Source organism: Sulfobacillus thermosulfidooxidans DSM 9293 (genome assembly GCF_900176145.1).
In the GTDB taxonomy this organism is placed as follows: domain Bacteria; phylum Bacillota; class Sulfobacillia; order Sulfobacillales; family Sulfobacillaceae; genus Sulfobacillus; species Sulfobacillus thermosulfidooxidans.
The window spans coordinates 399,933-424,305 of record NZ_FWWY01000001.1 but is presented as its reverse complement, the minus strand read 5'-3'; the positions used below and the strand labels follow the sequence as shown (position 1 = coordinate 424,305).

At 48.5% G+C, this 24,373-nt stretch carries 25 protein-coding genes and 1 riboswitch; of the genes, 18 read left to right on the top strand and 7 right to left on the bottom strand.

Annotated elements, in window-relative coordinates:
- Window positions 1-40: 40 nt before the first annotated feature.
- The 4 genes from B8987_RS02260 to B8987_RS02245 all read left to right on the top strand — a co-directional run bounded on the left by B8987_RS02260 (window position 41) and on the right by B8987_RS02245 (window position 4,213).
- The gene (locus tag B8987_RS02260; protein ID WP_020376323.1) at window positions 41-1,984 is read left to right on the top strand and encodes a cytochrome c oxidase subunit I; all 1,944 of its coding nucleotides are present in this window, start codon (window positions 41-43) and stop codon (window positions 1,982-1,984) included.
- Between the two features lie 12 nt (window positions 1,985-1,996).
- Window positions 1,997-2,575 (top strand): cytochrome c oxidase subunit 3 family protein, encoded by a 579-nt coding sequence (locus B8987_RS02255; protein ID WP_020376322.1) that lies wholly within the window; start codon window positions 1,997-1,999, stop codon window positions 2,573-2,575.
- Between the two features lie 23 nt (window positions 2,576-2,598).
- A complete protein-coding gene (locus B8987_RS02250; protein WP_020376321.1) occupies window positions 2,599-2,832 on the top strand; it encodes a hypothetical protein in 234 nt (77 codons plus the stop codon).
- A gap of 196 nt (window positions 2,833-3,028) precedes the next feature.
- Window positions 3,029-4,213 (top strand): acyltransferase family protein, encoded by a 1,185-nt coding sequence (locus B8987_RS02245; RefSeq protein ID WP_020376320.1) that lies wholly within the window; start codon window positions 3,029-3,031, stop codon window positions 4,211-4,213.
- A gap of 22 nt (window positions 4,214-4,235) precedes the next feature.
- On the opposite strand, the gene B8987_RS02240 is transcribed toward B8987_RS02245, so the two are convergent.
- Entirely contained in the window at window positions 4,236-4,505 is a 270-nt protein-coding gene (locus tag B8987_RS02240) for a 4Fe-4S dicluster domain-containing protein (RefSeq protein WP_020376319.1), read from the bottom strand.
- A 191-nt stretch (window positions 4,506-4,696) separates the two neighbouring features.
- Window positions 4,697-5,656, bottom strand: a complete 960-nt coding sequence (trxB, locus tag B8987_RS02235; RefSeq protein WP_020376318.1) for a thioredoxin-disulfide reductase — start codon at window positions 5,654-5,656, stop codon at window positions 4,697-4,699.
- 553 nt (window positions 5,657-6,209) lie between these two features.
- Between trxB and B8987_RS02230 the strand changes: the two genes are divergently transcribed.
- The 8 genes from B8987_RS02230 (at window position 6,210) to ilvD (ending at window position 13,589) form a co-directional block, all read left to right on the top strand.
- Window positions 6,210-7,619 carry an amidase family protein gene (locus B8987_RS02230; protein ID WP_020376317.1) on the top strand — a complete coding sequence of 470 codons (1,410 nt, stop codon included), beginning with the start codon at window positions 6,210-6,212 and terminating at the stop codon, window positions 7,617-7,619.
- A 96-nt stretch (window positions 7,620-7,715) separates the two neighbouring features.
- Entirely contained in the window at window positions 7,716-8,564 is an 849-nt protein-coding gene (locus tag B8987_RS02225) for a cytochrome c oxidase assembly protein (RefSeq protein ID WP_020376316.1), read from the top strand.
- Between the two features lie 40 nt (window positions 8,565-8,604).
- Complete coding sequence (locus B8987_RS02220; protein WP_020376315.1) at window positions 8,605-9,429, top strand: histidinol-phosphatase; 825 nt, start codon at window positions 8,605-8,607, stop codon at window positions 9,427-9,429.
- A gap of 24 nt (window positions 9,430-9,453) precedes the next feature.
- A complete protein-coding gene (locus B8987_RS02215; RefSeq protein WP_020376314.1) occupies window positions 9,454-10,395 on the top strand; it encodes a DMT family transporter in 942 nt (313 codons plus the stop codon).
- 70 nt (window positions 10,396-10,465) lie between these two features.
- Entirely contained in the window at window positions 10,466-10,753 is a 288-nt protein-coding gene (locus B8987_RS02210) for a hypothetical protein (protein ID WP_020376313.1), read from the top strand.
- A gap of 14 nt (window positions 10,754-10,767) precedes the next feature.
- Window positions 10,768-11,403, top strand: coding sequence for an HAD family hydrolase (locus tag B8987_RS02205; protein WP_020376312.1), 636 nt, complete (start codon window positions 10,768-10,770; stop codon window positions 11,401-11,403).
- A 93-nt stretch (window positions 11,404-11,496) separates the two neighbouring features.
- On the top strand, window positions 11,497-11,688 hold the full coding sequence (locus tag B8987_RS02200; protein ID WP_020376311.1) for a hypothetical protein: 192 nt from the start codon (window positions 11,497-11,499) through the stop codon (window positions 11,686-11,688).
- A gap of 230 nt (window positions 11,689-11,918) precedes the next feature.
- Window positions 11,919-13,589 carry a dihydroxy-acid dehydratase gene (gene ilvD / locus B8987_RS02195; protein ID WP_020376310.1) on the top strand — a complete coding sequence of 557 codons (1,671 nt, stop codon included), beginning with the start codon at window positions 11,919-11,921 and terminating at the stop codon, window positions 13,587-13,589.
- A gap of 60 nt (window positions 13,590-13,649) precedes the next feature.
- Here ilvD and B8987_RS19300 read toward each other — a convergent pair whose 3' ends face one another.
- Window positions 13,650-13,829, bottom strand: coding sequence for a hypothetical protein (locus B8987_RS19300; protein WP_139061678.1), 180 nt, complete (start codon window positions 13,827-13,829; stop codon window positions 13,650-13,652).
- A 120-nt stretch (window positions 13,830-13,949) separates the two neighbouring features.
- Entirely contained in the window at window positions 13,950-15,125 is a 1,176-nt protein-coding gene (locus B8987_RS02190) for an acetoin utilization protein AcuC (protein WP_020376309.1), read from the bottom strand.
- Window positions 15,126-15,219: 94 nt separating this feature from the next.
- On the opposite strand from B8987_RS02190, the gene B8987_RS02185 reads away from it, so the two are divergent.
- The 3 genes from B8987_RS02185 (at window position 15,220) to B8987_RS02175 (ending at window position 18,846) form a co-directional block, all read left to right on the top strand.
- Window positions 15,220-17,571: a bifunctional acetate--CoA ligase family protein/GNAT family N-acetyltransferase gene (locus B8987_RS02185; protein ID WP_020376308.1), complete on the top strand. Its 2,352-nt coding sequence runs from the start codon at window positions 15,220-15,222 to the stop codon at window positions 17,569-17,571.
- Window positions 17,572-17,890: 319 nt separating this feature from the next.
- Window positions 17,891-18,142: a hypothetical protein gene (locus B8987_RS02180; RefSeq protein WP_020376307.1), complete on the top strand. Its 252-nt coding sequence runs from the start codon at window positions 17,891-17,893 to the stop codon at window positions 18,140-18,142.
- Between the two features lie 104 nt (window positions 18,143-18,246).
- Complete coding sequence (locus B8987_RS02175) at window positions 18,247-18,846, top strand: NUDIX domain-containing protein (protein ID WP_158026957.1); 600 nt, start codon at window positions 18,247-18,249, stop codon at window positions 18,844-18,846.
- Window positions 18,847-18,935: 89 nt separating this feature from the next.
- Here B8987_RS02175 and B8987_RS02170 read toward each other — a convergent pair whose 3' ends face one another.
- From B8987_RS02170 to B8987_RS02160, 3 genes are all read right to left on the bottom strand, one after another.
- Window positions 18,936-19,490, bottom strand: a complete 555-nt coding sequence (locus tag B8987_RS02170) for a pyridoxamine 5'-phosphate oxidase family protein (RefSeq protein WP_020376305.1) — start codon at window positions 19,488-19,490, stop codon at window positions 18,936-18,938.
- 320 nt (window positions 19,491-19,810) lie between these two features.
- The gene (locus tag B8987_RS02165; protein ID WP_020376304.1) at window positions 19,811-20,965 is read right to left on the bottom strand and encodes a C40 family peptidase; all 1,155 of its coding nucleotides are present in this window, start codon (window positions 20,963-20,965) and stop codon (window positions 19,811-19,813) included.
- 11 nt (window positions 20,966-20,976) lie between these two features.
- A riboswitch (cyclic di-AMP (ydaO/yuaA leader) is annotated at window positions 20,977-21,129 on the bottom strand.
- Window positions 21,130-21,273: 144 nt separating this feature from the next.
- Window positions 21,274-22,158: a LysR family transcriptional regulator gene (locus tag B8987_RS02160; RefSeq protein ID WP_020376303.1), complete on the bottom strand. Its 885-nt coding sequence runs from the start codon at window positions 22,156-22,158 to the stop codon at window positions 21,274-21,276.
- Window positions 22,159-22,272: 114 nt separating this feature from the next.
- On the opposite strand from B8987_RS02160, the gene B8987_RS02155 reads away from it, so the two are divergent.
- From B8987_RS02155 to B8987_RS02145, 3 genes are all read left to right on the top strand, one after another.
- Window positions 22,273-22,617 (top strand): DUF3147 family protein, encoded by a 345-nt coding sequence (locus tag B8987_RS02155; protein ID WP_020376302.1) that lies wholly within the window; start codon window positions 22,273-22,275, stop codon window positions 22,615-22,617.
- Between the two features lie 27 nt (window positions 22,618-22,644).
- A complete protein-coding gene (locus tag B8987_RS02150) occupies window positions 22,645-22,995 on the top strand; it encodes a DUF3147 family protein (protein ID WP_081503436.1) in 351 nt (116 codons plus the stop codon).
- Window positions 22,996-23,109: 114 nt separating this feature from the next.
- Window positions 23,110-24,288: a D-alanyl-D-alanine carboxypeptidase family protein gene (locus B8987_RS02145; RefSeq protein WP_020376300.1), complete on the top strand. Its 1,179-nt coding sequence runs from the start codon at window positions 23,110-23,112 to the stop codon at window positions 24,286-24,288.
- Window positions 24,289-24,373 lie beyond the last annotated feature (85 nt).

The following is a 24,373-nucleotide window of genomic DNA, read 5'->3' as shown; positions in this document are numbered from 1 at the left end:
GACCGACGACGATGAGGGAGATTTTGAAGGAGGGATAATCGTGGCACAAGCTGTAATGACGCCCGAACACAAACCGCTCCAGCACCCGAAGAAGGCCATGATGCCTCCGGTGCTGCGGGGATTTTTATGGGCCGCTATTGGATTTCTCTTGGTCAACACGTTTGTGATTGCCGTCGATCCGTTTCGGGGGCATCCCTTTGTGACGGGTCCCTCGGTGACGTTGGGGTGGGTTGGGGCCGTGATAGGATGGCTCTTAGGCATCGGCGTCTATGACGCCGTCTTATTGCCGCTTATGGGCTTTGAAACCCGCTGGGTGGAAAAAGAAAAAGGCTGGCGGCGCTACTGGGAAATTGCCACCGACCACAAGGTCATCGGCATCCAGTATATGATGTTCGCCATGGGGGGGTTCCTGATCGCGGGAGCCATTGCGATGCTCATGCGCTATGAGCTGATGACCCCGTACCTGACGATTTTTCATTATCCCAGCAATTACCTGACGGCGGTGGGGATTCACGGCACCTTGATGATGTTTTCCTTCGCCACCGTGTTCATGATTGGGGGCTTAGGTAACTATTTTGTGCCCCTCATGATTGGGGCCCGTGAAACGGTCCTATCGAAACTCTCAGGCATTGGCGTGTGGTTGGTCCCCGCCGGGATCTTGACCGTGCTCTTTAGCCCGATTTTGGGAGAATGGTCGACCGGCTGGCGCGGCTATGAGCCCTTAGCGGGACAAGATGCCAATGGCATTATCTTCTACTACTTGGGGGTTTTGGCGCTCACCACCTCGTCCCTCATCGTCGCTTTAAACCTGGTGGCGACGGTGATGTTCCGCCGGGCTCCGGGGATGACCTGGGGGCGCTTACCCCTCTTTGTGTGGGGCCAGGTGAGTGTCAATTTGCTGATGCTAATTTGGTTCCCGGAAATTCAGACGACCTTCGTGATGGGGCTGTTAGATAAAATCGTGCCGCTTAACTTCTTTACGGCAACAGGGAGTCCCTTAACCTATCTGATGCTCTTCTGGTTGTTTGGCCACCCTGAAGTGTACATCATTGCCGTCCCCGCCTTCGCCCTATGGAATGAAATTATTCCGGTCATGGCGCAAAAATCGCTGTTTGGCCGACAATGGGCCGTGATTGGCTTGGTGTTCGTGATGATGCTCTCGGGGCTGGTGTGGGCGCACCACATGTTCACCAACTTGCGCAATAGCGAGATCTTGCCGTTCTCCTTCTTCACGGAGATGATTTCCATTCCCACCGGGTTTGCCTACATGGCGGCCATTGGCACGCTGTGGAAGTCGAAAATTCGGCTGACCACCCCGGTCATCTGGATCTTGATGAGCATGTTCAATTTCCTGATCGGGGGCCTCACGGGCGTGTTTTTGGCGGACCCGATTGTCAACTTGCAGCTTCATGACACCTTCTGGGTGGTGGGGCACTTCCACTACACCATTATCGGATCGATGGTCTTCAGTGGCTTTGGGGCGATGTATTACTGGTTGCCGAAACTCTCGGGCCGCATGTACAACGAGACCTGGGGGAAGACGTTGGCGATTATCACCTTCTTTGCCTTCAACCTCACCTTCAGCCAGTTCTTCCTCTTAGGATTACACGGGATGAACCGCTGGGTGCCGGCCTATCCGGCCTACCTCCAACCGATGAACTTTGAGGTGTCGATCTTTGCCTTTATCTTGGGGGCCTCGTTTGTAGCCAATATTATCTACATTGGGTACTGCTGGGCTAATGGCGAAAAAGCGGGCGAGAATCCGTGGAATGCCAAAACGCCGGAGTGGTTTACAGCCTCGCCGCCGCCTCACCACAATTTCCCCGTACAACCCGAAATTGTGGCCAGTCTCTACAAATACGGGGAAGGGTCCACGGTGCCGGTGGTAACCACGGCGATGGATGAGCTGGCTGCCACCAGCCGGGCTTCCACGGATCCCCACTATGACTGGCATGATTATGTGCCGACACCACACAACAAATAGGGGGGAACAACGATGGTGAATAAACCCGAAATGCCTGTCGAGCGCCGCAGTGAGGCGATTACCCCGCATAATTACCGGGCGGTCCGCTTTAGTATGCTGGTCTTTATTGCCACCCAAATTGTGCCGTTCGTCGTCTTGTTTGAGGCGAAGTATCTCTATGACGGCACGTATGTGGCACCGCAAGCCAACCAAGGCTTTGGCGTGGTGGTTGCCGCCTTGATGGCGGTCAGTGCCCTCGTCGCCTGGCAAGCGGTCAAGGCCGGCCGCCACTTGCAAGACCGGGATCGGGTGGGATCCCGCCTCAAAATCGCGGCGGGGTTGGGGCTCTTGGCGCTTTTAGGCCTTGTGTACCAGTGGGGGATGCGGTATGTGTCGCCCCAGTCCCGCTTTGGAGAAATGTACTATGTGATTCTGGGGGCGGATCTGGTGTATGCCGTGATTGGGCTGATAATGCTGGGGATTAGTATTCTCCGCAATGTCCGCCAGAACATGGCTCCCGAACGGTTTTGGACGGCGGAAGCCAGTGTCTACTTCTGGATTTATGTGGCGCTAGCGTGGATTGCGAGCTGGCTCGCCGTCTACATTATTTGAGACCAGAGAGGAGACGAAACGATATGGGAGGCGGATTTTGGCCGACACTACCGCTGAAAATGCCCTACAGCGAAGGCGTCCCGCATTGGTGGGATCCCGCCTGGTGGATTTTTCAGATTGTGGTCATGTCGATCTTATTGCTCACCCTGCGCAAAGTCGCGATGAGCATTGATCGTGATGAAAAATCATCACAAAGGACATCACGAAGGCCTGGAACTGGTGCTAATACGCCACAACCTCCGTCGATTTCAGGATAAGATGACGATTTGTAGGTAAGGGGGCTGGTTATCCAGCCTCCTTCTACTTCTAATGTTCCTGAAGTCTGCCTGAAGTTTGACCATTTTGGGTAGATCGATGGATATGAACTTGGTAGCATAGCCATGTGGTGGCCACCACTTTTACCCCATACGCTCAATCCTCATGAGGAAATTTTGCGATGAAGGAGGACAGCGTGTGATACGTGGTACGAGCGGTCGGCAACAAAAGGGTTGGGTTGGTTCTTCTCCTCCGCGCTATGCTAGGCTGGATGCACTACGGGGAATAGCTATTTTAAGCGTAATGGTCTTTCATGCTGCGATAATCCGGCCATTTTACGGTCCCTGGTGGATGCGTTTCGTGGGTCAAGGTGACCAAGGGGTTGGGCTTTTTTACATGGTGTCCGCGCTCACATTAGTTTTGAGTTGGCAATATCGCCATCACAAGGATGCCGCGCCAGCAAAAGCTTTTTGGACCCGAAGATTTTTTCGCATCGCTCCGTTATTTTATCTAATGTTGCTGGTCACAGGGTTATGGACCACGGGAAATCCTACGGTTGTTCCCACGACAATGCAAGGGCATATCTTTACTTGGGAAAATTTGTTGGCCCATGTGACATTCGTGTTTGGCTGGGTTCCCTGGTTTCAAAATTCGTGGATTGGTGTCGAATGGTCTATCGGTGTGGAAATGACGTTTTACGCATTATTCCCCTTTGTTATGCGGCGTATTTTTCCCAAAGTATCAGCATGGACTTTTCTCGTATGGGGTTTGATGGGAGCTGTGTTATGGCCCATTATTTTGCAGCATCTTTGGTTTACTTGGCCACATTGGGCTCATTCCTTTTTACTATGGAGTTTTCCTACTCAGGCAATATGGTTCGCGGCCGGACTCGGGATGGTGAAGTTCGATCATGAACCGACTTTGCGTGGTTGGAGCACATTATGGCTCATGTGGGCCTTGTTTCTCGGGTGGCATGAGTGGTCTTTCCAAATGGCAAATCTCTTATGGGTGATTCCGAATTATTTATTGGTTTGGCTGACTTGGAAAGATTACTCCGGTTTGTCATGGTTAGTGCACAATAAGGTGTTGCAATATATTGGAACCCGTAGTTACAGTTTATATTTGACCCACTGGTTTATTTTAGGGAAAGTCAGTGACTGGTCTTTTGCGAATACGCATACATTGCAAGGGTTTGTCTTGCGATTATTCGTCGCAGGAGCATTGAGTCTGGCTGTAAGTGAACTCAGTTTTAGATATATTGAGAAACCGGGAATAAATTGGGGGAAGCGGTTGATTGCATACTCGCAATGGGGTTATGTAAAACCTGGACAATCCTCACGGCCATCTGTGAAGCAAGTGGTGTATGACAAAGAACAAGCCTAGGCATGTCCTAGGCTTGTGTCAATTATTTGCGATAATAAGCGGCGTTAATCTCGATGTACTTTTCATCTTCGGGCGCCAAATCTTCTTGCATAAAAATGGCACCAACTGGACATTCCGGAACGCAAGCCCCGCAGTCAATACACACATCGGGATCGATATAAAGCTGGGGAGCCGCTTCGTAAGCTTCGTCACCGTCCAAACTTTGGGCTGGATGAATGCAGTCAACAGGGCAAACTTCGACGCAGCTCTGGTCTTTGGTGTCTTGGCATAAACCAGTAATTACATGGGCCATATGCTTCCTCCTTAAATTTTTGGGGGAGTATCCCCTATATAGTGCAGTATCCATTCCGGGGTGTCAAACAAAAATCTTCATGCCCGAATTGTGTGAACCCGTCAGAAAAACAGCATAATTATACATGAAAGATAGGATATTTCGGTATGCAACAGCCAGGCCGTTCCCTGAAATCGGGAACGGCCTGAATTCTAGTGCGTGCCACTCATGGACCAATCATAGACAAATGAGCCTTCAAGATATTTTTCTACATCCATGGCGGCGCGGCAGCCACTTCCCGCAGCCGTAATGGCTTGACGATAATGGGAGTCCATAACGTCTCCGCAAGCAAATACACCTTGAACGCTCGTGGCGGTATTGTGCGGGTTTGTAATAATATATCCCACTTTATCGGTTTCAACCTGTCCATTGAGAAAAGCGGTATTCGGATTATGACCAATCGCCACAAAAATCCCTTCCGTGTCTAGGACCTTGGTCTCGCCTGTTTTGTTATCGCGAACTTCCAACCCAACGACATGGTTGTTTTCAGACTTCACTGAGACTGGCGTGACATCCATCATCCACTTAATTTTAGGATTGTTGTGGGCCCGTTCCTGCATGACTTTGGATGCGCGCAAGGTATCACGGCGGTGCACAATGGTCACCTCCGACGCAAATTTGGTCAGAAATGTGGCTTCTTCCATGGCTGAATCGCCACCGCCGACGACAATAATTTTCTTGTCACGGAAAAAGAATCCATCACAGGTCGCACAGGTGGAAACGCCATGCCCTAACGCTTCAGCTTCGCCTGGGATGCCGAGCATTTTCGCGGAGGCTCCTGTAGAAATAATCAGCGATTCCGCAAAAAATTCATCGGCTTCATTCACCACAACACGGAACGGACGTGTCTGTAAATCCACGGATGTTGCCATACCAAAAATAAATTCGGCCCCAAACCGTTCGGCTTGTTTCCGCATATTTTCCATCAAATCGGGTCCCATGATGGCATCAGGGAAGCCAGGAAAATTTTCAATTTCGGTCGTCAGAGTCAATTGGCCCCCGGGTTCATTGCCTTCTATAACTAAAGGGCTGAGATTCGCGCGTGCTGCGTAAATTGCTGCCGTAAGCCCTGCCGGCCCGGTTCCTAAAATGATGACTTTGCGAGCATCCATAATTTCACCTCGTTGGTTAAATAGTCATGATATGTTATTTTCCCGTAATAGCTTAAAAATATCGAGCCCTCTCATATATGGTGACGCTTTTGCCGTCATATGACAACACAACACCTGAGATATTGCGAACTCTGGTCAGAGATTGCTTGGCCATAATTCGAATTCATGATACCCCTATGGGGTATCATCGTCAAATGATGCGCCAGGAGCCAACTCGTATTAGTAAACGAGAAAATCTCTGTTGCAGGGAAGGAAACACCGTGCCTAAAGCTTGATATTTTTATTTTCGGCTCTGAAAAGGAGTTTTATAATTAAAATATCCCAAGTGTTCTCGATATAAATTTGTGGGAATCTTATGCCGTAAACTTTTTAGAGCCTTCAAAATAGGACCGAATGAAACGCGAGAGGAGGAACGTCTGGTCTTTTAGAAGCAAAAGCTGAAGATATGACGCGCTATTTAATATGGGTGCCTAAGTGTTCTTGACCCAGAATTATGAGGAGCCACGATGTCCCTCAATCTTTTTGCCTTCTATAAGATTCAGGCTTATCCAACATGTCCCTGATTGCAACCTTTCAAGACCGCTGGAGGCAGCGTAAGATCAGTGCGCAAGAGTGGTTATGGGAATTCTTAACGACCATTGCCGAGTATAACGAGCGGATCAATGCTGTCTTGGAATTGAATCCGCATGTGTTAGCCGAGGCTCGGCGTGCCGATAAAGTCGCACGGTACCAGCATGGCGGACTATTAGCTGGTGTGCCCGTATTAGTGAAAGACAATATTGCTGTTGATGGGGATATGCATACCACAGCAGGCTCGTTGTCTCTTAAAGATAATTATGCCCTAAGAGATGCCTTCGTTATTAAGCAAATTCGCGAGGCCGGAGGCATGATTTTGGGAAAGACCAACTTAACAGAATGGGCTAATTTTATGTCCGACCATATGCCTAATGGTTACAGCTCTCACGGGGGACAAGTCATGAATCCCTATGGCCCCGGAATTTTTGACGTTGGCGGATCCAGTTCAGGATCTGGAGCAGCTATCGCAGCCGGATTTGCGCCTGTGGCTTTAGGTACGGAGACGTCAGGATCCATATTGAGTCCTTCAAGCCAAAATTCGTTGGTGGGCATCAAACCCACAATCGGATTAGTCAGCCGATCCGGCATTGTGCCCATAGCTTATTCGCAAGATACGGCTGGTCCTATGGCCACTACGGTGACTGATGCCGCCATCTTGTTAACGGTTATCCAAGGATTTGATCCCGAAGATCCCGTAACGGCCCTGGCACCGGGATTCCCTGACTACCGGCGAGATTTAATAGCGGATGGATTGCAAAAAAGACGTTTAGGTGTTCCCCGCCAACGGTATCTTGATCAGGCGACTGATGAAGAACGGGCAATTTTTGACCAAGCTCTTGAGGTCCTGCGTAATGCTGGTGCTGAAATTGTAGATCCCGCCAATATCGAAACCGCTAACGAAAACTGGACTTATGATGTGCTTCTTTACGAATTTCCCGCGGCATTAAATGCTTATTTAAACAAGTGGACAAGCAACGGACCCAAAACGCTTAAAGATGTGATAGATTTCAACAATGCCCATAGTCAAGACGCTTTGCGTTATGGACAATCTGTTTTAATGGAGTCCTTTGCAACCCAGGGCCGATTGACGGATGCCCGCTATCTTATGGCCCGTCGTCGTGATTTGGAGTGGTCACAACGTCAAGGCATTGACAAAACCCTAGAGGATTACCGTCTCGATGCGTTAATATTTATGAATAACCGAGGAGCAGACATTGCAGCCAGAGCGGGTTATCCTTCTATTACGGTACCCATGGGATATACCCAGGCAGGAAAGCCGTTGGGTTTGACCTTTACGGCTGGGGCTTTTCAGGAATCGCTCCTGATCCAACTGGCCTATGCTTTTGAGCAAGCCACCAAAGTGCGTAAAGCGCCGGTATTCAAGTAACGACGCCTAAGGACTTAGGTTCTGTGGGAACTTCAAAAGAAAGGGCTATAATGGAGGACATCAATGATTTTCAACTAGAATGAGCGAGGGTATATCATGGCATTTCTGTTTCAGCATTATAACTTTTTTGCGTTATGGCATCCAGAAGTTATGCTTCTCGTCATAATCTTACTGGTTGTCTATTTTCAGTTGTTAGGGCCATTAAAACACCGGTTTGGCGAAAATCTTCCGCCGGTGCCAACCATGCAAAAGGTTTATTTTATCTCGGCCTTAGTTGTCTTTTATTTAGCCATGGGGACACCATTAAAGTTAATCGCGGATGATTATTTGTTTTCCGGACATATGGTTCAATATGCCCTATTAAGCATGGTCTTGCCACCATTATTATTAGCGGGAATTCCTCAATGGATGATTCAAAGTTTGTGGAAAACCCGATTTTGGTACAAGGTCTTACGGGTGGCAACCAATCCCCCCTTTGCGATTATCACGTTTAATGTGATTTTCTCGGCTATCGAGTGGCCTCCATTTTTGGATGCCAGTTTGCGAAACGATTGGGTGTACGTTTTAGAGTCGTATGTCATGTTGTTCTCGGCCATTTTTATGTGGTGGCCGGTTATGTCTCCCGTATTACAAAAAGGATCGCGCAAACTGAGTGTGGTACGAAAAGGCGGAACTCTGCCGGAATTGGGCATGATTTCCCGTGGCTATCAACTGGTTTACATTTTCTTTAATTTCGATTTGATGATGCCAGCATTAGTCTACATTATTGACACAACCCAGCCCTTTTATCAGTTTTACATTCATGCGCCAAGAATTTTTGGGATTTCAGCTCTGGCTGATCAACAACTCGGCGTCTTAATTATGGGGCTATCCATGACTATAGCCTACATTTCGGCCTTTATCGCGACCTATACCAAGTATGATGAATCACATTGGTATGAGTAAGAAACGTCGAAATGGCAGGTCCTGAAGGAGACGACAATGAATGTGGTTTGATCAACATGTACACATGGAGCACGGCCCCTATTCACCCCTTGAATATCCTGAATCCTGGTTGGAACAATTTCTTGCCGTCGCCACGTCACGACATGTTGGGGGCCTTGGTATCGTTGAACATGGCTATCGCTTTTTGGAAAGCGCCGGGTTATTACCGGGAGAATGGTCGCAAAAGCGCTGCTTATACCCTCTTAAAGGATACACCGCGTTTCTTGACCAGGTTCGCCATAAGTATCCCATTGCGGTGGGATTGGAAATGGATTATGTTCCCGAACAGGAAGATGGAATTCGCGACTATTTACGGCAATATTCGTGGGACTTTGTTCTCGGTTCCATTCATTTCATCGACGACTTTGGACTTGATGTCAGTGACATGAAAGATCAATATCTGATGCGAGATTCCGAGGAGATATGGGCTAAATACTATCAGTATTCGATTAAAGCGGTGACGTCGGGACTATTCCACGCCATAACCCATCCCGATTTACCTAAAATTTATGGATTGGCCGAAGTTCCCAGTGATGTATTACGCCCCTGGTACCGCTTATTTGTGGAAGCATTAGCGGATCATCAGGTCGCTTTAGAAATCAATACCGCAGGATTGCGCCGTCCCATCAAAGAAATTTATCCGGACCCGCTGTTACTGCAAGAAGCCGCTAAAGCCCATTTACGTGTGACGTTGGCGTCTGACGCGCATGAGCCGGAAAATGTGGGACTATACTTTGATGAAGCTAAAATCTTGGCCCGTGAATGTGGAATCTGGGCTATTACCGCGTTCACAGCGGATGGGATACGCACCATCTCTTTATCCTAGTGGCTATTAACAGGGGGCCGTGTGTTGAAAGCTATTGGTTTGGGTGTCTTAGCCTCGTTGTTTTTTGCGAGTACGTTTGTTGTGAATCAACTGATGGCGGTTCATGGCGGAAGCTGGCTTTTTAGTAGCAGCCTTCGCTATTTTTATACAGTCCCGCTGTTTCTCTTGTGGGTGCTACTCCAACGTGAGTTAGGCTCCTTGTTCCGACTTATGCGTAAAAATATTTGGCCGTGGATAATCTGGGGCACGGTTGGATTCGGTTTATTTTACGGGCCCCTCACGTATGCCGCGCAATATGGCCCGTCGTGGGCGATCGCTGCGACGTTTCAATTAACGATCGTATTCGGGAGTTTATTGGTTCCTGTGACAACCCACCAACCTATCCCATGGCGATCACTTTGGCCGTCTGTCTTAATCTTGTTGGGAATTTTTATCGTGCAGTGGCATGGTCAACTATCAATGAGCGGACAACAAGTGGGCAGTTTCGTTGCCGTCATGGTGGCTGCCTTGGCGTATCCCTTAGGTAATCGCGAAATGATGGCGTGGACTCAAGGGCAAGTTCATGCACCTGCCCGGATATTCGGTATGACGCTTGGCAGCTTACCATTTTGGATAGTCTTAGCGGCGATAGGGATGAAAACGGTTGGTCCTCCGCCTGTTTGGCAATGGGAACAGACGTTTATTGTGGCTATGGCTTCTGGCGTGATTGCCACGGCCTTGTTCTTTGGCGCCACCGACCAGGCCCATGGTCATCCCGTGATTCTTGCAAAAATCGAAGCCACACAGTCTATGGAAATTGTTTTCACGGTTGTCCTGGCGCAAATTTTTCACTTGTCGGGGACTCTTAGGGGATATGACGAGCTGGGCATAGGCTTGGTGATTGCTGGGATGATCTGGCACAGTTTAAAGGCGCCATTGCCCATGGCTGTTTCCACAGTCCAGAAGTCCAAATCGTCATCGGATTAAATGGCAAAATTTTAAGATGACGACCCCAGTTCACCTTGGTAAACTAAAGAAATTAAAGGGGCGATATCTCATGAGCAAGGTTGCGGCACGAAGTGCTGTCAAAACGGCCATTCAAATGGTCCACCGCTTAAAACCTCAAACGCGACTAGAAATTCTCAATTTCAAAAAGGATCGGGCCGTGCATGTAGAACGGACCAGGGAAGGACAGTTGCGGGTTGCTGAAGACGGCTATGTCCGTCAAGAGTGGCACGTGGATGAACGTGAAGCCGAGGCCTTATTAAAAGATATCATTCCCAGAGAATTCCCCCGCAGTCATGAATTACGGTTTACCGTGAAAAATCTCGATAAAGACCAGTAGATGGGAGGGTCATTTTGGCCGCTTTATTATTTGATTTAGATGGCACGCTGCTTGACACCGTGCCCTTGATTACGACATGCTTTCAGAAAATGTTTCAGAAGTATGGGAATACAGAAATCTCGACGGAAGCAGTCCACGCGCTGTTTGGGCCGGGTGAATCGATTATTTTTCGCCAAAAATTTGGTGACCAGTGGGAAAAAGTCCTCCAAGATTACCTGGAATGTTATGTCCAGGGGCACAATCAGTTGCAGATTGAATCATGGGTCCTTGACTTATTGAAAGAATTACATGCGCAGCATATTCCCTTAGCGATCGTGACGAATAAAGAACGTGATACTACGAGTTTAACCCTTGATTATTTCCAGTTATCCCATTACTTCTCCATGATTATTACGGCTCAGGATGTTGAGCGGCCGAAACCTCACCCCGATGGGATTGTCAAAATCTTGCAAGCATTAGATGTTCCCGCTCAAGATGCCATTTTAATTGGGGATACGATGAATGACAAAGAAGCGGCTCGGCAAAGTGGTATCCAGTTTATCCAGGCTCTATGGTATGTACCCAAGCCCCTATGGCCTAAAGATCCCCAGTGGCAGGTGGCTCATTCCGAAAAGGACTTGCGTGATACATTGCAGTCTTTTCTTCTCTAGCTAGCAACTGCCATAAAAATTTTAACAAAAGGTCGTCTGAAGGAAACCCTTAACGAGTTTGTGGCGTTATTTATAGTAAAGGGGGAAATGCAGATGCCTTTTGTGATGTTCTTAAGTGGTATTATTCTGGCTTTCGTGGTGGTTGTTGCTGGTGCCGCTCTGGTATTGGTATGGACGATTGCTTATGGAACGGGGCGTTACTGCCGCCAGCTGTTGAAGAACGCGCAAAAGTCCCCACAAGGTCTAGGGCTCGTCATTCATCTTCGTGATAAACAAGTTTCGTAATTTCCAAAGAGCCGTTCAAAAACGCATAACGTGTTTGATAACGTGAGGCCTGTGAGGGCCTTTTCGTTTGTCTTGAAGACAAATGGGCGCACCAATCAGATGATGCAAAACGAGGTGCCGGGTCATCTTGCGTAAAAAAATCAAATCAATGTGAATAAACAGTGTATGGTATAATCTATGAAAATATTTTAACTGCCTCTCAATACCACATCACAAAGGATACGATGCTCATGGAAAATTTGCGTAGCCGCGCAATTACTCAAGGTATTCAACGGTCTCCCAACCGTGCCATGTTACGGGCAGTAGGTTTTGGAGATGATGACTTTGAGAAGCCTATTGTAGGGATTGCTAATGGGTTCAGTAGTATTACCCCTTGTAACATCGGGTTAGGAGGATTGGCCGAGCGGGCCGAACGCGCGTTACGGGAAGCGGGTGCGATGCCGCAAGTGTTTGGTATTCCGACCGTCAGTGATGGAATCTCAATGGGAACCGAAGGAATGCATTATTCCTTAGTATCCCGGGAAGTGATTGCTGATTCCATTGAAACGGTCTGTCAAGCACAGCGCATGGATGGCGTATTGGCAATCGGTGGATGCGACAAGAACATGCCCGGTGCCATGATAGCGTTTGCCCGGATGAATATTCCCGCCATTTTCGTCTATGGTGGTACGATTAAACCGGGACATTACCGGGGGCGTGATTTAACCATTGTCAGCAGCTTTGAGGCGGTGGGAGAATATGTGGCCCAACGCATTGACTATCAAGAACTGCTGGAAGTTGAACGGCGTGCCTGTCCTGGGGCGGGATCTTGTGGGGGGATGTATACCGCCAATACGATGTCTTCGGTGTTTGAAGCCATGGGCATTAGTGCCCCATATTCGTCTACGATGGCAGCAGAAGATGATGAAAAGGCGGATAGTGCCGAATTGTCGGCGCGCATTTTGGTTAATGCGATTCAGAAGAATATTCGTCCCCGGGACTTGTTGACCCGAAAAGCTTTTGAAAATGCGATATCAGTTGTCATGGCGTTAGGCGGCTCAACCAATGCCGTTTTGCACCTCTTAGCGATTGCTCACGCGGCGGAAGTCCCCTTAAGTCTTGATGATTTTGAGGTCATCCGGCAACGTGTTCCGGTGTTATGCGATCTAAAACCCTCAGGGCGTTATGTTGCTACCGACCTTCATCGGGCCGGAGGAATTCCACAGGTGATGCGCATGTTGTTGGACCGGGGACTCCTTCATGGCGATGTCCTAACCATTACAGGCGAGACATTGGGCGACTTGTTGCAAGACGTGCCTCCTGAACCCCGGGCCGATCAAGATGTGATTCATTCCTGGAGTAACCCCATCTACCCAAGTGGACATTTAAGTATTCTGAAGGGAAATTTGGCGGAAGAAGGAGCGGTCGCCAAGATTTCTGGGATTAAGCAACACCATATTACCGGGCCGGCTCGCGTGTTTGATTCCGAAGAAGCTTGCATGGAAGCGATCTTATCGAACCAGATTCATCCCGGTGATGTCATTGTTATTCGTTATGAAGGTCCCAAAGGAGGGCCTGGAATGCGGGAGATGTTGTCCCCCACATCCGCACTGATTGGCGCGGGGCTAGGGGATAGTGTGGGTCTGATTACGGATGGACGCTTTTCCGGCGGCACATACGGCTTAGTCGTGGGACACGTCGCTCCAGAAGCTTATGTGGGAGGCACGATTGCTTTAGTGCAAGAAGGGGATTCTATCACCATTGATGCGGATAAGCGTCTTTTACAGCTGAATGTGCCCGAAGAAGAAATCGAACGCCGTCGCCAGCAGTGGCAACCGCCCGATCCGAAATATACCCGTGGCGTACTGGTCAAATACCGTAAACTGGTGTCGAGTAGTAGCCGAGGTGCTGTTACTGATTAAATCTGTCCTCCGCAAAACACCCCGCCGTGATGGTGGGGTGTTTTCTTGATGTTTTGAAATTTAAGCGGAGGGCCGCATGGTCGCCCAGTCTTGTGCCGGGGTCTCGAGCCGGCTAACATAAGAACATTCGGGGTAATTGTCACAAATCGCGTAGACATCGCCAGTAATCTTCAGCGTTTGGTACCGTACAGGATATTGGTGGCAGACCGGGCACAATTCTTCGTTGGAGTGAGTCATCATTATTCCTCCTTGTGAAATCATTCACATATTTGTCAATTACATTATAGCACGGTTTGTTTTGGATGATATGGACTTAACATAAGAATCTGTTAAATTTTTTTAATATTGTTGATCCAAGGATTATTGTAACCAAGAAACAAGTTGTTTGAGATGGTAAACGGTTTGGCGGTTTTGCTGGGTTATGGCGAAGGATGATGGCGTGGTAGGCCGATCTTCCAAACGGTCCAAAAAGGTGCGAGGTAAGGGCTCTGGAGAAGAGGATTGCCATTGTTCGAGCCAAGAAGACGGAATGGTGGCAGAATTGGCTAACGGCTGGTGAATCATTTGCGCCCATAATAACGTCCATGCCCGGGGGACAACACGCAACAGTTCATACCCGCCACCGCCTACGGCTATCCAGCGTCCTTGACTAAATTGGTGTGCCCAAGCATCCACGAGCGACGGAACTTGGGCATAGAAATAGGTGGAAGCTAATAAATCGGTTAACGGATCCCAAAAATGCCCATCACAGCCATGTTGACTAACAATGAGATCCGGCTGAAAAACGGCTAAAGCTTGGGGAACCACTGACAAAAGACTTTCGAGGCTGGATTCATCGTCGCTATAGGGACGCAAGGGCAGGTTGAGGGAAAATCCGTAGCCAGCACCCTCTCCGAGTTCTTCCACACTGCCGGTACCTGGGAAAAGATATTGTCCTGTCTCATGCAACGAGATCGTGAGAACATGAGGATCGTCATAAAATGCTTGTTGAACGCCATCGCCATGATGTGCATCGGTATCAATATAGGCAATCTTCCATGACGTGTGTTCTCGAAGCCATTTGATCGCGATGGCGACATCATTATAAATGCAAAATCCCGAGGCCGATGCCTTTTTGGCATGATGTAAGCCCCCCGCAATATTCAGGGCATGAAGCACCTGTCCGCTGGCCACCAGACGGGCCGCTGTCAGCGTTCCCCCGACGGCTAGAGATCCCGCTTGATGCATTTTCGGAAAGACGGGATCATCTTCGGTTCCCAAACCATAATCTTGTGCTAGGCGCAAAAGATTAGGATTAAGCGTGTCTTCATATGTTTGAAAACGCTGTACCATGTCAATATAGTCGGGTTGATGAATTAAAAAGAGTTCGTCAAAGGTTGCCAAATCCGGTATGATCGTGTCGTGAGGCGTTAATAATCCCATGGTGTCGATGAGGCTTTTGGTGGCAACGAGCCGAAGCGGATTAAAGGGATGAGACGGGCCGAAATCATATTGGGTATATGAAGGGGAATAAACAAACTTCGCTAATTGCGTCATTTTCGCATCCACTCTTTTTGTTTCATTATAAGATTTCTTGACGGAAGTTCATAATGGAGAAGAGGCACTCACAAAGAGCGGGGAAGGATGAGCCATGGCGCGGATCATTTTGCGAGACGGGCGGGTTGCTGACCTTAGGGAAGCGCGTCCTACAGAGACCGACCGGGAAATGTTACGCGAATTATTTCGCAATGCGTCTCCTGATGCTCTTTATCATCGATTTTTTCACATGGTGAAAGAGGTGGATGATGCCGAAATTGACCGCATGTTATCGGCTGGAGGGCGGGGCAAGGCATTAGTCTGTGTGAGTCAAAACCAAATTTTAGGCATTGGCCACTATATTATGGTGTCCGATACGACGGCTGAAGTGGCGTTTTTTGTGGATGAGCGCATTCAAGGGCGAGGACTTGGCACCTTATTACTCGAGCATTTGGCTGAACAAGCATGGAGACGAGGAGTCCTTCAGTTTGAAGCCTATGTACTCAGTGAAAATCAGCCCATGTTGCGCGTGTTCCAAGATAGTGGCTATGAAATCCACGAACAACAAGACTCCGGTGTGATTCACCTGGTTTTGCCGTTGCAGCAAACAGAACGCATCCATGCATTAGCTGGGGCTAGGGAAAAACTGGCCACGGCTGCCTCATTACGTGCCTTTTTTGAACCCTCTGTTGTGGCTATCATTGGAGCATCGCGCGATTCACATCGGCTTGGTCATTTACTATTGCAACATGTCTTAAACGCATCATTTACCGGCGTGGTTTATCCGGTGAACCCAAGTGCCAGGGCCATTTTAGGTGTCAAAGCTTATCCTTCGGTTAAAGACATCCCCGATCCGGTCGATTTAGCTGTGATAGTGGTGCCCCGGGACTTGGTTAGCCAGGTGGTGATGGATTGTATTGAAGCGCATGTCCGTGCGGTACTCATTACTTCCGCAGGATTTTCCGATCAGGATGAAGCGGGTGCCGAGTTGGAGCAATCCATTACACAAATGTTGAGGCACGAAGGAATTCGTCTGGTGGGCCCCAATTCCCTGGGAATCATTAACACGAGTAATGAGGTCCGTATGAACGCGAGCTTTTCGCCGACTTTACCTCCCCAAGGCACGGTGGCTATTGCCAGTCAATCGGGAGCGTTGGGGATTGCCATTCTCGACTATGCGAGCCGAATGGGAGTTGGCGTATCCTCGTTTGTCAGTACTGGCAATAAAGCGGATGTGTCCTCTAACGATCTTCTGCAATATTGGGAAGATGATCCGGCGACAGAAATGATCTTGCTCTACCTAGAATCATTTGGTAATCCTCGAAAATTTACCCGCATTGCACGCCGGATCACGCAACATAAGCCAATTTTAGTGGTGAAAAGTGCACGCAGTGCTGACGCGGTGTTATCTCCTGAAATGGCCTCCCAACATTTTGGCGATGACAATATTGTGAAAGCGTTATTTCAACAAACCGGTATTATCCGTGCCGATACATTGCAGGAATTATTTGATGTTGCCGCGTTATTGAGCTCCATGCCTTTGCCCGCTGGCAAGCGTGTGCAAGTCATTGCTAATGCCTCTGGTGCCGCCGTTATTACCGTGGATGCCTTAAAGGCCGGTGGCATGCACTTGGCTCATCCTCCTATTGACTTAGGATTTACGGCTTTAGCCCCACGGTATTACGACGAAGTCCATGCGGCTTTGAAGGATCCTCATGTGGACGCGATTATTGTCCTTTTTATTCCGGTGGGGATTTCTGAAGCCGCTGGAGTTTCAGCGGCGATTCGTGACGCCGTCATGGACGTTGGCTTGGTCAAACCGATTGTGGCTAACTTTTTGATGACCGGACCAGGTCCCATAGACTATATTCGTGGAGAGTCCTTTAGGATTCCGGTGTATCCATTTCCAGAATTGGCGGTGCGAGCACTTGTTCAGGTGAGCCATTACGCCGCGTACCGGCGACAACCCTTGGGCCATTTGCCTGATTTAGACCGAGTTCATATGACGCAAGCTCGGGCGTTGGCGCGTGCCTGGCAGACAAATGCTCCAATTTGGATTGGCTCACAGAAAACATTCGAACTTTTGGCATTAGCAGGTTTAGAGTCTTCACTTTCCTCTTTCGATCGGCAATCTGCGATCTTAAAATTATCTCTTTCCTGTCATATTGATTCGTTATTTGGTCCGGTTTTAACGGTTCGAACCGCTACGTCTCAAATGGCCCACAGCCGTTTGATTCCTTTGACCGATCGCGACGCCATGGCATTAGCGCACGGAATTGTGAAAGAAGACAATGTCAAGATACTAGCCGATGTTGTAGAGAAATTAACCGATCTTTTTCTCCGGGTGTCCCGTTTGATCGATGACGTTCCGGAAATTATGGAATTGACGATCCCACACGTTATGGTGAATCACTATGAACACGCAATAGAAGACGCGAATACTTGTCTCGAACCCCGTGCGATGTAAATCCGAAAAATCCCTAAAAAGTCGATCAGATTAATGTCCTCATGATAGTCTCACGTGGTACCATAAAAAATAATGGAGAATATCGGAAACACGCAAATGATATCGCTCCGGATTGATGCGAATATATTGGAAGCAAGAAGAAGTTTTTTAACAAGGTTTCTGATGGGCAGGAAAATCATTCATCAATGTCGAATCATGAATCGATTTATTAGACCACCGAAGGGGGTGTATCTTCACGCTTAAGGCAACTGCCAAAGAACCCGTATGGCTCGACCAGGGTTATGTCTACTGGAAATTAGGGGTTCAAACCTGCGAAGGTGTGCCTATTATCGCTGTGGACATTATCGGGAAAATGTCGGCTGCACTGTTTATGCGGTTAAAGGCGCGACATCAATGTCCGAAAACATACGTTGAATACTTTGTGGCCCATGCCTTGCAATATGATGCGCAATCGATGGAATACATCGGATATGACGAGACAGGTACATATATTGTGACGGTCCCCGATAATATTAAAGTGTTAAAACGCATGGTGGAACGCGTATTGCACGATGCGCGTGTGCGCGGATAGGCGCTTTTTTCACCCCATTCGAGAAATTGCTAAAATAAGGTGAGCCCAGTAAGGGAAATAGGGAAACAGGTGGCCATTTCTCGTTGGTCATGGGGGGATATGTCGTGAAAAATGAAGATCAGGGACTCACACCCGCTCGAATTGGCCAAATTCTTGAAGCGTTGGCGCTTGACGGACAACATTATGCCGATAATGTTTACGATCAAGCTCGTTATGCCCGGATTCACAAATTAGCCCGCATATTAGGCGGATTACCTGAAGATGCTCCGTTGTTAAGTGAGATCACGCCGGTCACGCCTAAAGTTGGGGTCGATGGGGCGGTGATTAATGGGGACGCGATTTTGCTGATTCAGCGCAAAGATACAGAAAAGTGGGCATTGCCCGGAGGCGCAGTCGAGGTTGGTGAACGTCCGAGTCGTGCTGTGATTCGGGAAGTCGAAGAAGAAACGGGTATTCATATGAAGCCCGACAATGTCGTTGGCGTTTTTGATAATTGGATGGACCGGCGGGTTGTTTCTCACCATCTATATCACATTGTCATTCGCGGTCACAAAATTGGTGGAACCATTAAACCCCAACCTGAAGAAATTCTGGCGGCAGGTTGGTTCACGATGGACCAATTGCCCCCTGCAGATGCCTTTCATCCTGGGCACTATGAACGCGTTCTCAAGGCTTTGCGCGGCGTGATTGGTTATGTCGACTAAAACTCCGGTTCCGTATTCCACTCTGCAAAGTCACGTTTTCTACTCGTAGAAATTTTGCTTTTTGCGACAATTGATTCGGTATTTTCGCCTTATTCCGGACAAATATTTGTGGGAAGCCCGTCTAAACTGTGACGATTTTTCGTTTGTTGATAATGGATAATGCCGTCTCGCCCTTTGGCTTCGGCCCACCGTGAGAGGGTGTCCCGATCCCCTTGATACGATAAATAGGGGACTCCATAACCGCAAGAGGTACTGACCTGGTGGATGGTTGCCATGATAATTTGACGGATGCCCGGATAGTGAGTGGGGAAGGACGGAGAAAGTTCCGGCCACTGGGCATCAGAGGGATGGACAGAATATCCCGTTCCATACAACCTCAGGATTTGAGGGGGCCCATCTATCGCCATAAACATGAAAGTAATACGCCCATTTTCTAAAATATGGGCAGCGGTTTCATTACCGCTTCCCGTGAGGTCAAGATAGCCAACTTGCGTGGGAGAAAAAATCCGAAACACGTCATATCCCTTGGGTGAGAGATTGACGTGGCCTTGGGCGGCGAGAGGAGCAGTGGCTACAAAGAAAATAGGTTGGCGGGAAATAAAGGCTTCATGCTCCGGTAGGAGTTTATCAAAAGTTTTTCCCATGTTTTTCTCCTTCCCTCTCATCTACGATGCTCTCGTCTCAAAAACAGTTTATCTTATGCTCCTGGGTATTGGATAGGGATCCGGTAAATGAAATGCACGACGTTTTTGATCTTGAGTAGGGAAGCAAAGGCGTTTACCATAAAGTACCAAAAGTGAATGGGTTAACATTATTTATTCTTGTGTTAACACATCTTCATTATATGCTTTGCAAGGGGGAATAACCGGTTGATTGACCATGAGGAAAAGGAAATATCCCAAGGATTGTCATGAAGAAAAAAATAGACGAAGACCGAAGTCTTCGTCCGAGATTTGTATTCAGATTACGGGTTTACAGTGCCCGCGCCATAATAGTGATCCAGATAATAGGGACTATTGAGGTTTGATACGCGCACCGTTTGTCCTGGTTCTGGAGATTCGATAAAGGCCTGAGAATAACCTAAGGCCGGATCGGCTCCAATATAAATGCCAACATGGGATGCACCGGGACCATCCGTGCTAAAGAACACTAAATCGCCGGGTTGCAATTGCGATTTGGCGATTTTCGTCACATAAGAATATTGAGCCCAGCTTGTGCGCGGCATGGGCACCCCGTTTTGCCGGAAAACATAGTAGACCAGTCCCGAACAATCAAATCCCGTCGCTGGCGTCGTTCCGCCCCATACATATGGAATGCCTAAAAGATGTTCCGCGGTATTCACAATAGCCTGGCCAAAACTGACTGACGCATTTTGAGCAGGGAGTTGAACCGTGGCGCTCGATGAGGCTTGTCCATTACCGGGGATTTGGAGGACTTCGCCGATATATAAAACATTGGGGTTCGCCAAGTGGTTATATGAAGCCAAAGTCTGCCATGAAATTCCGAATTTTTGGGCAATTAATCCCAAGGTGTCGCCGGCTTGAACCGTATATGTTGTCGAGGAAGAACTGGCAGGAGAAGATGCGGGACTCGCGCTAGAACTTGTCGAACCCGATGCTGAACCAATCACGAGAACTTGTCCGACGGCAATGAGGTTGGGGTTCGCGATATGATTCCATGCTACCAGTTCCGCTACTGTAACATGGAACCGGGCCGCGATCGCTCCTAAAGTGTCGCCCGGCTGCACTGTGTAGGTAGAACGGGCGGTGTCAAAAGTGAGAGAAGCACTCGTTGTTCCCGAACCTAAGGCTGTGCTGGACGATGCATTGCTAATACGCAGGACTTGTCCGACATAAATCGCGTTAGGATTACTAATGTGATTTAAGGCGACTAGTGTCGCAACGGAAGTATGGAACCGATATGCAATACCACTTAATGTGTCCCCAGGTTGCACGGTATAAAAACGCGCGGATAAAAATTTCGGGGCGGCACTGGTGTTGGCAGATGCGAGTGTCAACGGAGATGATGCCGACACAGTTAACATACTCATGGCCGCAGGCACAGACAATAAGCCTACTGCAATGCTCGCAGCGACTTTTTTTGACCGTAAAAGATTCAAGAAATAGGCTCCCTTCCTTCGGATATTGCCTTCGAGGTTAGTTCTGTGGTTCGGGCTGAAGGAGCCCTACATTTGCCCGTTATGGCAAACGATTCACCCTAGGATAAAATCCTAGTAATCCCCCGTACGTAATTACAAAAATTACGATTCGGCGCGTGGAGTCGGACACACTATACGAAATAACGATAAATTTGTCATTATATGTAGAGACCAATTATTACTCAATAGAACCATTTGACACGTGCAATGACCATTTATCACGTGTTTTCACAGATTTAGGAGAAAAATTCCCAAAACCTCTCAAAATGTTACTTAGATTGCCATCCATAGGTGCGCAGAAATGCCAAAAACGTTTGGACCGGATCGGGTAAGCGCCGATGGGCGCGCCAAATCATGCCAATGTCTCGCGTATTGCTTTGGGCTAGGCGCACGAAACCGATGCGGCGAGATTGAATTTCTAATTCCACGGTCCGTTCGGGTACGACACTAATCCCAAAACCATGTTCCACAAAACCAATGATGGCGCCAATACTGGTCAGTTCATGAACGATGTGGGGGTTAAAACCGCGAGCTTGGGCCATGCGAAATAACGCATCTCGAAGTCCATAACCGGGTTCCATCGTAATAAAAGGGAGGTGACGGACCTGTTCTAATGATAAGGGACCTGGCGGCATAGGCATCGCGTGGGGCGTGATAAGGATTAACTCTTCGGTCCACAGAGTTTCGACAGCTAAGAGGGGATCGCTTAGGGGTAAATCGACTAAAGCGAGATGGAGATCGCCCGCTGTAATAGATTTTAACAGGCGTTGCGAACTACCTTCTGTCACTGCAAATTGGATGTCTTTATGTATTCGTTGATATTGGCGAATGACCGTGGGAAGTATAGAGCGGGTGAGGGTAGGTAACACGCCAATGGCGATGGTTCCATGCGAGGACGCGGCCCCTTGAATTTCGGCTTTGGCATCATCAACATTTTGTAACACGCGAAGCGCATAGCGAAGAAGGGTGGCGCCATCATCGGTTAGTTCGACGCCTTGCGCGTGGCGAATAAACAAAGGATGGCCTAACTCTTCTTCTAGTAGCTTGATTTGTTGACTAATGGTGGGTTGGGACACATAGAGACTGGCTGCACCCTTCGTGATGCTTTTATGGTCTGCGACGGCTACAAAATATTCGAGTTGTTTAAGCTCCATCGGTCATCGCCTCCTTTTCTTATCCATAGTTTTTTCCTATACACAATTATAACAAAACCGTCTTAGACGACATAAGGGATTCATTGTAGTCTTAATTATGAGGTGAATGGGCTCATGGATCTTGTATTGAAGTTCTTAATGGGTGGTTTTGCCGTGTCATTTGCAACCTGGCTGACGAAAAAAGTGGGTGGGAAAGCCGGAGGATTTTTGGCGGGATTTCCCGCGGTGTTTACATCGGCTTTAATTGTGGGAGCCATGGCGCATAATGGTCCTCATTTAGACCGGATTCTTCGCCAAATGGCCATGGGTGGAGGTGTTTCGCTAATTGCGGGAATGGCGGTCACACTCATTGCGCCATACGTTTTCAAGCATCAGCGCTTCCATTGGGCTTTTGGATCGCTGCTATTGTTTTGGGGAACCGTCGCGGGTTTAACGGTTGCGGTTATGCAATCGCTTTAGACTTCTAGAGTTTATGGAGGAGGCATCATGATGGTGTCAATCATTCGCTTTATTATTGGGGGATTGATTGTCGTCTCGGTCAGTCTGGTAACCCGGGCCGCTCCGTTTCTGTCCGGAATTTTGTCCGGATTTCCTGCGGTATTTCTCACGTCTTTGATTTTTATTTATTTGTCTTCAGGTCATCAAGGGGTGCGGGCTTATACGACCACGGCAATTTGGGGCATGATCGCCACGTTTTTTGCTGTAGCGGGAACCATCTTAGCCACTTACGGTCACTTCCCATGGCCTGTTGTCATCATCATGGGGCTTATCGTGTATGCGGTATTTGTGGGCGTGGCTATTGTGCTGACCGCGAAAAAACAGATCCCAACGGTCTAACAGCATTTTGATGCAACAACATCACAAAAGTGTAACCCAGGGAACATCCTGGGCGTTTTTTATTTGTGGAATTCTGTTTAATTACTTGTCGATTTTTAGGAAAGAGGGATCGTTGTGGCAAAATGGACATATTTGGCGGGTATTGGTGTTGTTGTGATTGGGGCATTAGGGATACAAATCGGGCGACCCGTAGGGGCCGCCACCTTGACGTCAACGCTCACACCCCCACATATGACGGCATCATTGCAAATGGACTGGCCAAGTGGTCCCGAATCCTATTTAGCGGTGAGTCCCGGCGGCGAAGTGGGGGCTGCCGGAGCGGATCAGCCGATTCCTGTTGGCAGTGTGACCAAAATGATGACCGCTTATTTATTGTTACAAAAGTATCCATTGGGGCTCTATAGCCCAGGTCCGTCGGTAACCATTACCGCACATGATGTTCATGAATATCAGCAGGATATCTTAAGCCAACAATCGGTGGCGAAGGTTGTTCAAGGTGAAAAATTGTCGGAGCGCAAGATTCTGGAAGGCCTACTTGTAGCATCCGGCAACAATATCGCACATATTGCCGCCAACTGGGTATCCGGATCGTCCCAGGCTTTTACCCAGCTCATGAATCAAGAAGCCAAGAAACTGGGGTTGCATCACACCCATTTTGTTGGGCCAAGTGGTTTAAATCCTGGGAATGTCAGCACACCGCGGGATGAAACGATCATCGCCGAAAAAGCCATGCAAATTCCCGTGTTTCGACAAATTGTGGCTATGCCGCAAATTTCGTGGCCTGATAGCTCTCGGCCCATCGAAAACTTTAACTATGTCGTCGGGCATGATGGAATAACGGGAGTTAAAACCGGTTCCACCTTGGCAGCCGGTGGTTGCTTTGTTTTTTCCGCACCGCGAACCATTGGCTCTCACACGGTAACGATATTTGGTGCGGTCTTGGGACAACAAGGGACAAAGCAATTACCCCAGTTACAATCGGCGCTCAATGATGGAGTCAGTTTGATCAATCAATTAACAGCGCAATTAAAACCGGTCTCGTTAGTGCAAAAAGGTCAAGTGGTAGGGAGAATTCAGGCGCCCTGGACCCATTCGGTCTCCCTGATCGCGAATCAATCTGTATCGACTGTCATGTGGCCCGGTGAACATGTGCAAGAACGTATTCATTGGAGTGGAGGGCAAACAGGATCTTTGTCGATTACTGCAGGTTCTCAACATTGGTCAATTCCTCTTATGCTATCAGCCCCCTTGTCCCAGCCAAGCTTGATTTACCGGTTAACGCGTGGCCTTTAAAAGGCAAGAGAAGAAGTCAAAAGGCGAGGAGTCCTGCCCTCTTTGACTCCCGCCTTAGTAGGGGAAGCGCACATTAGACAAACTG

What these genes read in the sequence shown, in the direction of transcription:
- B8987_RS02255 (WP_020376322.1), top strand. Translation starts at nt 1,997, where the DNA reads ATGGTGAATAAACCCGAAATGCCTGTCGAGCGCCGCAGTGAGGCGATT.
- B8987_RS02250 (WP_020376321.1), top strand. Translation starts at nt 2,599, where the DNA reads ATGGGAGGCGGATTTTGGCCGACACTACCGCTGAAAATGCCCTACAGC.
- B8987_RS02240 (WP_020376319.1), bottom strand. Translation starts at nt 4,505, where the DNA reads ATGGCCCATGTAATTACTGGTTTATGCCAAGACACCAAAGACCAGAGC.
- trxB (WP_020376318.1), bottom strand. Translation starts at nt 5,656, where the DNA reads ATGGATGCTCGCAAAGTCATCATTTTAGGAACCGGGCCGGCAGGGCTT.
- B8987_RS02230 (WP_020376317.1), top strand. Translation starts at nt 6,210, where the DNA reads ATGTCCCTGATTGCAACCTTTCAAGACCGCTGGAGGCAGCGTAAGATC.
- B8987_RS02225 (WP_020376316.1), top strand. Translation starts at nt 7,716, where the DNA reads ATGGCATTTCTGTTTCAGCATTATAACTTTTTTGCGTTATGGCATCCA.
- B8987_RS02220 (WP_020376315.1), top strand. Translation starts at nt 8,605, where the DNA reads ATGTGGTTTGATCAACATGTACACATGGAGCACGGCCCCTATTCACCC.
- B8987_RS02210 (WP_020376313.1), top strand. Translation starts at nt 10,466, where the DNA reads ATGAGCAAGGTTGCGGCACGAAGTGCTGTCAAAACGGCCATTCAAATG.
- B8987_RS02200 (WP_020376311.1), top strand. Translation starts at nt 11,497, where the DNA reads ATGCCTTTTGTGATGTTCTTAAGTGGTATTATTCTGGCTTTCGTGGTG.
- ilvD (WP_020376310.1), top strand. Translation starts at nt 11,919, where the DNA reads ATGGAAAATTTGCGTAGCCGCGCAATTACTCAAGGTATTCAACGGTCT.
- B8987_RS19300 (WP_139061678.1), bottom strand. Translation starts at nt 13,829, where the DNA reads ATGATGACTCACTCCAACGAAGAATTGTGCCCGGTCTGCCACCAATAT.
- B8987_RS02190 (WP_020376309.1), bottom strand. Translation starts at nt 15,125, where the DNA reads ATGACGCAATTAGCGAAGTTTGTTTATTCCCCTTCATATACCCAATAT.
- B8987_RS02185 (WP_020376308.1), top strand. Translation starts at nt 15,220, where the DNA reads ATGGCGCGGATCATTTTGCGAGACGGGCGGGTTGCTGACCTTAGGGAA.
- B8987_RS02170 (WP_020376305.1), bottom strand. Translation starts at nt 19,490, where the DNA reads ATGGGAAAAACTTTTGATAAACTCCTACCGGAGCATGAAGCCTTTATT.
- B8987_RS02160 (WP_020376303.1), bottom strand. Translation starts at nt 22,158, where the DNA reads ATGGAGCTTAAACAACTCGAATATTTTGTAGCCGTCGCAGACCATAAA.
- B8987_RS02155 (WP_020376302.1), top strand. Translation starts at nt 22,273, where the DNA reads ATGGATCTTGTATTGAAGTTCTTAATGGGTGGTTTTGCCGTGTCATTT.
- B8987_RS02150 (WP_081503436.1), top strand. Translation starts at nt 22,645, where the DNA reads ATGATGGTGTCAATCATTCGCTTTATTATTGGGGGATTGATTGTCGTC.